The sequence below is a fragment of the Elioraea sp. genome (assembly GCF_051860475.1).
Taxonomy (GTDB): domain Bacteria; phylum Pseudomonadota; class Alphaproteobacteria; order Acetobacterales; family Acetobacteraceae; genus Elioraea.
In genome coordinates, this window is sequence record NZ_JBHYDW010000198.1 from 1 (window position 1) to 6,348 (window position 6,348).

8 protein-coding genes and 1 pseudogene are annotated in these 6,348 nt (G+C 72.0%); all 9 read right to left on the bottom strand.

What is annotated here, in order from left to right; genetic code table 11:
• Positions 1-597 (bottom strand): LysM peptidoglycan-binding domain-containing protein (locus tag ACTIFU_RS21855; protein ID WP_439580438.1); only part of this gene is annotated, 597 nt, incomplete at its 3' end.
• A 122-nt stretch (positions 598-719) separates the two neighbouring features.
• Positions 720-1,391 carry a protein-L-isoaspartate(D-aspartate) O-methyltransferase gene (locus ACTIFU_RS21860; protein ID WP_439580439.1) on the bottom strand — a complete coding sequence of 224 codons (672 nt, stop codon included), beginning with the start codon at positions 1,389-1,391 and terminating at the stop codon, positions 720-722.
• A 3-nt stretch (positions 1,392-1,394) separates the two neighbouring features.
• Positions 1,395-2,201, bottom strand: a complete 807-nt coding sequence (gene surE, locus ACTIFU_RS21865) for a 5'/3'-nucleotidase SurE (RefSeq protein ID WP_439580440.1) — start codon at positions 2,199-2,201, stop codon at positions 1,395-1,397.
• Positions 2,198-3,469, bottom strand: a complete 1,272-nt coding sequence (gene serS / locus ACTIFU_RS21870; protein WP_439580441.1) for a serine--tRNA ligase — start codon at positions 3,467-3,469, stop codon at positions 2,198-2,200. The genes surE and serS overlap by 4 nt, the downstream gene beginning before the upstream one ends.
• Positions 3,470-3,482: 13 nt before the next feature.
• Entirely contained in the window at positions 3,483-4,247 is a 765-nt protein-coding gene (tatC, locus tag ACTIFU_RS21875; RefSeq protein WP_439580442.1) for a twin-arginine translocase subunit TatC, read from the bottom strand.
• A gap of 41 nt (positions 4,248-4,288) precedes the next feature.
• Positions 4,289-4,738, bottom strand: coding sequence for a Sec-independent protein translocase protein TatB (gene tatB, locus ACTIFU_RS21880; protein ID WP_439580443.1), 450 nt, complete (start codon positions 4,736-4,738; stop codon positions 4,289-4,291).
• A gap of 38 nt (positions 4,739-4,776) precedes the next feature.
• A complete protein-coding gene (locus ACTIFU_RS21885) occupies positions 4,777-4,968 on the bottom strand; it encodes a Sec-independent protein translocase subunit TatA/TatB (RefSeq protein WP_439580444.1) in 192 nt (63 codons plus the stop codon).
• 114 nt (positions 4,969-5,082) lie between these two features.
• Positions 5,083-6,147 (bottom strand): ABC transporter ATP-binding protein, encoded by a 1,065-nt coding sequence (locus tag ACTIFU_RS21890; RefSeq protein WP_439580445.1) that lies wholly within the window; start codon positions 6,145-6,147, stop codon positions 5,083-5,085.
• Between the two features lie 4 nt (positions 6,148-6,151).
• Positions 6,152-6,348 (bottom strand): annotated as a pseudogene (locus ACTIFU_RS21895) (SMC-Scp complex subunit ScpB); the annotation flags it as partial.

Sequence of the window (6,348 nt, forward strand, 5' to 3'; positions counted from 1 at the left end):
CGCGCCGGGCGGCGGCGCGGCCTCGGCGATCGCGCGCAGATCGGTCTCGGCCACCGGCGCGTCATCGGGCCAGGCCGGCGGGATCGGCACGCCGCCGATCGAGGCGGGGAGCACGAAGGCGCCGGGCGGCTCGGGTGGCAGCGGCAGGGTCCCGGCCACCGGGCTCGCGGCCGGCGCCGGCACGGACGCGGGCGTCGGCCCGGGCGGCGGCAGCGGCTCGGCGACCACCGCGCGCTCGCCATCGGCCAGCGTGGTGACCGGTGCGGTCGCCACCGGATCGGGCGCCTGGGCAACCGCGGCACCGACCGGCACCGGTGGCGGCAGGCGCAGCGGCAGCATCAGCCGCTGGCCGGGGCGGATCGTGTAGGGCGCGGCGAGCCCGTTCGCGGTCGCGAGCTCCTGCCAGTCGACGTCGTTGCGTCGGGCGATCGCGCGCACCGTGTCGCCCGGCAGCACCGCGACCACGGGCGGCGTCACCGCCGGCGCGACCACGGTGGGCGCAGGCGCGCGGCCAACGCAGCCGCCGAGCACCAGCCCGGCCAGCAGCACCGCCGACACGCTCAGGTTGCACCTCCGGAGCCCCGGAACCGGCGTCACGATGGAATGCTCCTCACGCCTTGCGACTCGTCCCGGGGCCGTTATACGGAGCGGCCGAGTCGCGCTGCAACCGACACCCGCTTGACCGTGGCATTTCTGCACCCGGGCGTTGCCGGGATGCCTCACCCCCGTACGGGGACGTCCAGCGTCTCGGTCGCGGGCGGCGGCTCTGGCACCAGCGGCACGAAGCGCACGGCGGTGAGCCGCTCGCGCTCCCAGGCATCGCCGGTGCGGGTCAGGCGCCAGAGCCACTGGTCGTGCGGGCTCGGCCCCATCGGCAGCACCATCACGCCGCCCTCGGGGCTGAGCTGGTCCATAAGCGCCGGCGGCGCCTCGCGCGGCGCGGCGGTGACGATGATGCGGTCGAACGGCGCCAGCTCCGGCCACCCCTTGGTGCCGTCGGCGCAGCGCGTGACGATGTTCGTCAGGCCGAGTTCGCGGAAGATCGCCTCGGCGCGTTCCAGCAGCGCCGGGTGCCGCTCGATCGTGTAGAGCCGGCGGCAGAGCTTCGCCAGCACCGCGGCCTGATAGCCCGACCCCGTGCCGATCTCCAGCACCCTGTGTTTCTTCGATACCTGAAGCGCCTCGGTCATCAGCGCCACCACCTGCGGCTGGCTGATCGTCTGGCCGAGCCCGATCGGCAGGGCCATGTCCTCCCACGCCTGGTCCTTGAATGTTTCAGGCACAAAGACTTCACGAGGGATGCTCTCGATCGCTGCGAGTACGGCGGCGTCCGTGATGCCGGCCCGGCGCAGCGCCAGGATCAGGCGGATGCGCGAGGGGTCTGACGCCACGTCTCAGCCGAAGGCTTCGCGCAGATCGCCGAGGAACCCGCGCGCGGTGAAGTCGATGGAGATCGGCGTGATGGCGATCGCGCCGTCATTGATCGCCGAGAGATCCGAGCCGCGCGGCTGCACCTCCTCCTTCGACCAGTCCACCAGCCAGTAATAGGGCCGGCCGTCCGGGTCGGTGCGCTTCTCGAGCGCGAGCCCCTGCTTGCGCCGGCCCTGATGCGCGACCCGCACGCCCGAGATCGTGTCGAGCGACCGGTCGGGGACGTTCACATTCACCAGCGTCTCGTCCGGCCAGGGCTGGGCGGCGAGGCGGCGGATGATGTCGGGCAGCAGGCGCTCGCAGGTGTCCCAGCGCGGCTTGCGCGGTTTGGTGCCGTTGCGCTCGGGCAGGTCGAGCGAGAGCGCGATCGCGCGCCGTCCGAGCAGCGTCGCCTCCATCGCCGCCGCGACCGTGCCGGAATAGCCGATGTCCTCGCCCAGATTGGCGCCCATGTTGATGCCGGACAGCACGAGGTCGGGCGGCCGCTGGCCGAGAATGTCGTGCACGGCGACCAGCACGCAGTCGGTCGGCGTGCCCTCGACCGCGAAGCGGCGCGGCGCCAGCCGTTGGGCCCGGAGCGGCCGGCGCACGGTGAGCGAGTGGCTGACCGCCGATTGCTGCGTCTCGGGCGCCACCACCCAGACATCGCGCGAGAGGGTGCGCGCGATCCGCTCCAGCACCTTGATGCCCGGCGCGGTGATGCCGTCGTCGTTGGTGACCAGGATGCGGGCGGCCGAAAGGTCGGGGATCGGGGCGTGGCGGTGGGTCATGGGGCGATCGCCGCGAGTCCGCCCATGTAGGAGCGCAGCGCCTCGGGGATGTCGATGCCGCCGTCGGGCCGCTGATAGGTCTCCATCACCGCGATCAGCGCCCGCCCGACCGCGACGCCAGAGCCGTTCAGCGTATGGACGAAGCGCGTGCCCTTGCCCTCGGCCGGGCGGTAGCGCGCGTCCATGCGGCGGGCCTGGAAGTCGCGGCAGTTCGAGCACGAGCTGATCTCGCGATAGGTCCCCTGCCCCGGCAGCCAGACTTCCAGGTCGTAGGTGCGGGTCGCGCCGAAGCCGATATCGCCCGAGCAGAGATCCACGACCCGATAGGCAAGGCCGAGCCGTTGCAGCACGATCTCAGCCGCGGCCGTCATGCGCGCGTGCTCGACGTCCGACTGCTCGGGCGTGGTGACCGAGACGAGCTCCACCTTCATGAACTGGTGCTGGCGCAGCATGCCGCGCGTGTCGCGCCCCGCACTGCCCGCCTCGGCGCGGAAGCAGGGCGTCAGCGCGGCGACGCGCAGCGGCAGGTCGGGCTCGGCCAGAACCTGCTCGCGCACGAGGTTGGTCAACGGCACCTCGGCGGTCGGGATCAGCCAGCGCCCGTCGGTCGTCGCGAACTGGTCCTCGCGGAACTTCGGCAACTGGCCGGTGCCGTGGAGCACCGCCTCGCGCACCAGCAGCGGCGGGTTGACCTCGGTGTAGCCGTGTTCGCCTGTCTGCACGTCGAGCATGAACTGGCCGAGCGCGCGTTCCAGCCGCGCGAGCGCCCCCTTCAGTACGACGAAGCGGCTGCCGGCGAGCCGGGAGGCCGCCTCGAAATCCATCAGGCCGAGCCGTTCGCCCAGCTCGAAATGCTGGAGCGGCGTGAAGCCGAACGCGCGGGGCTCGTTCCAGGTGCGCAGTACGACGTTATCGGCCTCGGAGGCGCCGGTCGGCACCGCATCGTCGAGCCAGTTGGGGATGGTCGCGAGCAGCGCGTCGAGTTCGGCGCCGAGCCGCTTCTCGTCGGCCTCTTCCCGCGCGATCGCCTCGGCCATCGACGCCGCCTCGGCCTGGAGCGCCGAGGTGTCCTCGCCCTTGCCGCGCGCCGCACCGATGCGCCTGGAGAGCGCGTTGCGCGCCGCCTGCATCTCCTGGAACGCCGTCTGCGCGGCGCGCCGGCGCTGGTCGAGCGACAGGATCTCCGCCGAGAGCGGGGCGAGGCCACGGCGGGCGAGCACCGCGTCGAACGCCTCCGGCGCCTCGCGGATCCGGCGAATGTCATGCATCGGGAATGTCCAGTCAGTCGGCGGCGGCAGCGGCCGCGGCAGCCTCCGCGCGCTTGCGGAAGATCCTCGCGGCGATGATCGAGGCTTCGTAGAGCAGGATCAGCGGCAGCGCGAGGCCGACCTGGCTGATCACGTCGGGGGGCGTGATGATCGCGGCGCAGACGAACATGCCGACGATTGCGTAGCGGCGCTTCGAGGCCATCCCCTCTGGCGTGATGATGCCGACGCGCGCCATCAGCACGAGACCGACCGGCATCAGGAAGGCGAAGCCGAAGGCGAAGATCAGCCGCATCACCAGCGAGAGATACTCGCCGACCTTGGCCTCGAGCTGGATTGGCAGCCCGCCGCCGCCCGTAGGGGTCTCGAAGCTGAGGAAGAAGTGCCACGCCGCCGGAATGACCAGGTAGTAGCAGAACGCGGCGCCGGCGAAGAAGAAGAACGGGGTCGCCAGCAGGAACGGCAGCACCGCGCGCTTCTCGGAGCGATAGAGGCCCGGCGCGATGAACAGCCAGAGCTGGGTCGCCCACCAGGGAAAGCTGATCATCAGCGCCCCCCACATCGCGACCTTCAGGTAGGTGAAGAACGCCTCGTAGAGCGCGGTGAAGATCATCCGCCGCTCCTGCCCGGTCTGCTGCTGCAGGATGTCGGCGAGGGGGGCGGCGAGGAAGCCGTAGATCTGCTCGGAGAAGATGTAGCAGACGATGAAGGACAGCACGAAGCCGCCCACCGCCATCATCACCCGCTGCCGGAGCTCGATCAGGTGATCGATCAGCGGCATCGGCTTGTCGTCGATGGAGTCCTCTTCCGGGCGCATCCGACTCAGACCGTGTCACGCGTCCTGGTGCCGGGCGGGACGAAGGCCGGCGGCTCGTCCACGGCGGGAGGCGGCGGTGGCGAGGCGGGCTCCGCCGGTAGCGCCTCGGCCGCGGCCGTCGCCGGCGCGGGGCTAGGCGCCGGCGTGCTCGCCGGCTCGGCGAAGGGATCGTTGAACGACTTCGCCAGATCCTTGTTCGGGTCGATCTCCTCCTCGAACTGACGCTTCATGTCGTAGGCGCCGTGGCGCACCTCGTCGATCTGGCGCTTCACCTCATCGAGCTTGGTCTCGCGCATCATCTCATCCACATGGACCTGGAACTCGCCGGCCATCCGCCGTGCCTTGCGGATGAACTCGGCAATCCCCTTGATCGCGTGCGGCAGATCCTTCGGGCCGATCACCACCAGGGCGACCACCAGGATCAGCGCAATCTCGGTCCAGGCCAGATCAAGCATGTCGTGTCGGCGCGGGGGTCAGCGTCCTGCGCCCATCCTCACCGCTTGGGTTCCGCATCGCCCTCGTTGAAGGGCGCGTCGGCGGACTCGGTCTTCGCGTCCGCCACCTCGCGCTTGAGGCTCTTGAGCCCCTTTGCCGCCTCTGCCGCCAGGGCCGGGATCTTGTGCGAGCCGAACAGCAGGGCGAGCACGAGCCCCGCGATCACGATCTGCCAGATGCCGATACTCATGTCCGTGTGCGTCCCCCGGGCGCTGTCGCCGCGTTCCCGACGAGGCGGCGGATCATGGCAGAGCGCGGATGCGGCGGCAACGCGCGGTCCCGCGAGCCCTCCCACGCCCAGTTCTCATGCCGCCGCGCGGTCCTGTCCCTCATCGGGGAACACATGCGCCCTCGTCGGGTCGAGCGCAACCGCCACCACGGCATCGCGCGCCGGCAGGTACTCGCCGGGGATGCGGGCGTGGATATGGACCTCGCGCCCGCCATCCATCACGGAGAGATGCACCATCGAGGTCCGGCCGAGCAGCCGCGAAGCCTCGACGCGGGCGCGGGCATGGCACGCCTCGCCCGCCTCCTCTGGCATCAGCCGGATCCCCTCGGGGCGGATCAGCACCTGCACCACCGCGCCCTCGGCCAGCCCCAGCGCCGGCACCGGGCCGAACGGGGTCGCGACCATGCCCATGCGCACGGTCCCGGCGAGCCGGTTCACCTCGCCGAGGAAGGCGGCGACGAAGGGGGTCGCGGGGTGGAGGTAGATCTGCGCCGGCGGCCCCTCCTGGGCGATCAGCCCGTCATGCAGCATCGCCATGCGGTCCGCCATGAACATGGCCTCCTCGGCGTCGTGGGTGACCATCAGCACCGCGATCCCCTCCTCCTGGAGCACGTGCAGCGTGTCGTCGCGCACGCGGTCGCGCAGCCGCGCATCGAGGCCCGAGAACGGCTCGTCGAGCAGCAGCACGCGCGGGCGCGGCGCGAGCGCGCGGGCGAGCGCGATCCGCTGCTGCTGCCCGCCCGAGAGCGTGTGCGGCATCGCGTTTGCGAAGCGCTCCATACCGACGCGCGCGAGCATCTCGCGCACGCGCTCGGCCCGGCCGGCGCTGCGCAGGCCGAAGCCGATGTTCTGCGCCACGGTGAGGTGCGGGAACAGCGCGAAGTCCTGGAACAGCAAGCCCACGCCGCGATCCTCGGGCGGCACCTCGCGGCCGGGCTCGGCAACCAGCACGCCGCCGATCCACACCCGCCCGTGCTGGAGCGGGGTGAGCCCGGCGGCGATGCGCAAGAGCGTCGTCTTGCCGTCGCCCGAGGGCCCGAGCAGGCAGACGATCTCGCCCGGCCCGACCGCGAGGTCGATCCCGCGCAGCACCACATGCGCGCCGAAGCTGTGGCGAATGCCCTCGAGTCGGAGCGTCATCGCCTCACGCGCCCCGCGCCCCCTCGTCCTCGGGGTCGAGCGGCGGCGCCGCCTCCTCCTCGGCGTCCGGCGGGGGCGGCGGCAGCGCCCCCTCCTCGCCGCCCGCGGGCGGCCGCGCGCCCCCGCCCCGGTGGGGCACCCCGCCCCCCCGCACCCCCGCGAGCGGTGGGCGGGGCGGAAGCCACGCGAGGCCGAGAATTG

Excerpts from the sequence above, each read along its gene's own strand:
- surE (WP_439580440.1), bottom strand. The coding sequence starts at position 2,201 with ATGACCCACCGCCACGCCCCGATCCCCGACCTTTCGGCCGCCCGCATC.
- ACTIFU_RS21890 (WP_439580445.1), bottom strand. The coding sequence starts at position 6,147 with ATGACGCTCCGACTCGAGGGCATTCGCCACAGCTTCGGCGCGCATGTG.
- serS (WP_439580441.1), bottom strand. The coding sequence starts at position 3,469 with ATGCATGACATTCGCCGGATCCGCGAGGCGCCGGAGGCGTTCGACGCG.
- tatC (WP_439580442.1), bottom strand. The coding sequence starts at position 4,247 with ATGCCGCTGATCGATCACCTGATCGAGCTCCGGCAGCGGGTGATGATG.
- tatB (WP_439580443.1), bottom strand. The coding sequence starts at position 4,738 with ATGCTTGATCTGGCCTGGACCGAGATTGCGCTGATCCTGGTGGTCGCC.
- ACTIFU_RS21885 (WP_439580444.1), bottom strand. The coding sequence starts at position 4,968 with ATGAGTATCGGCATCTGGCAGATCGTGATCGCGGGGCTCGTGCTCGCC.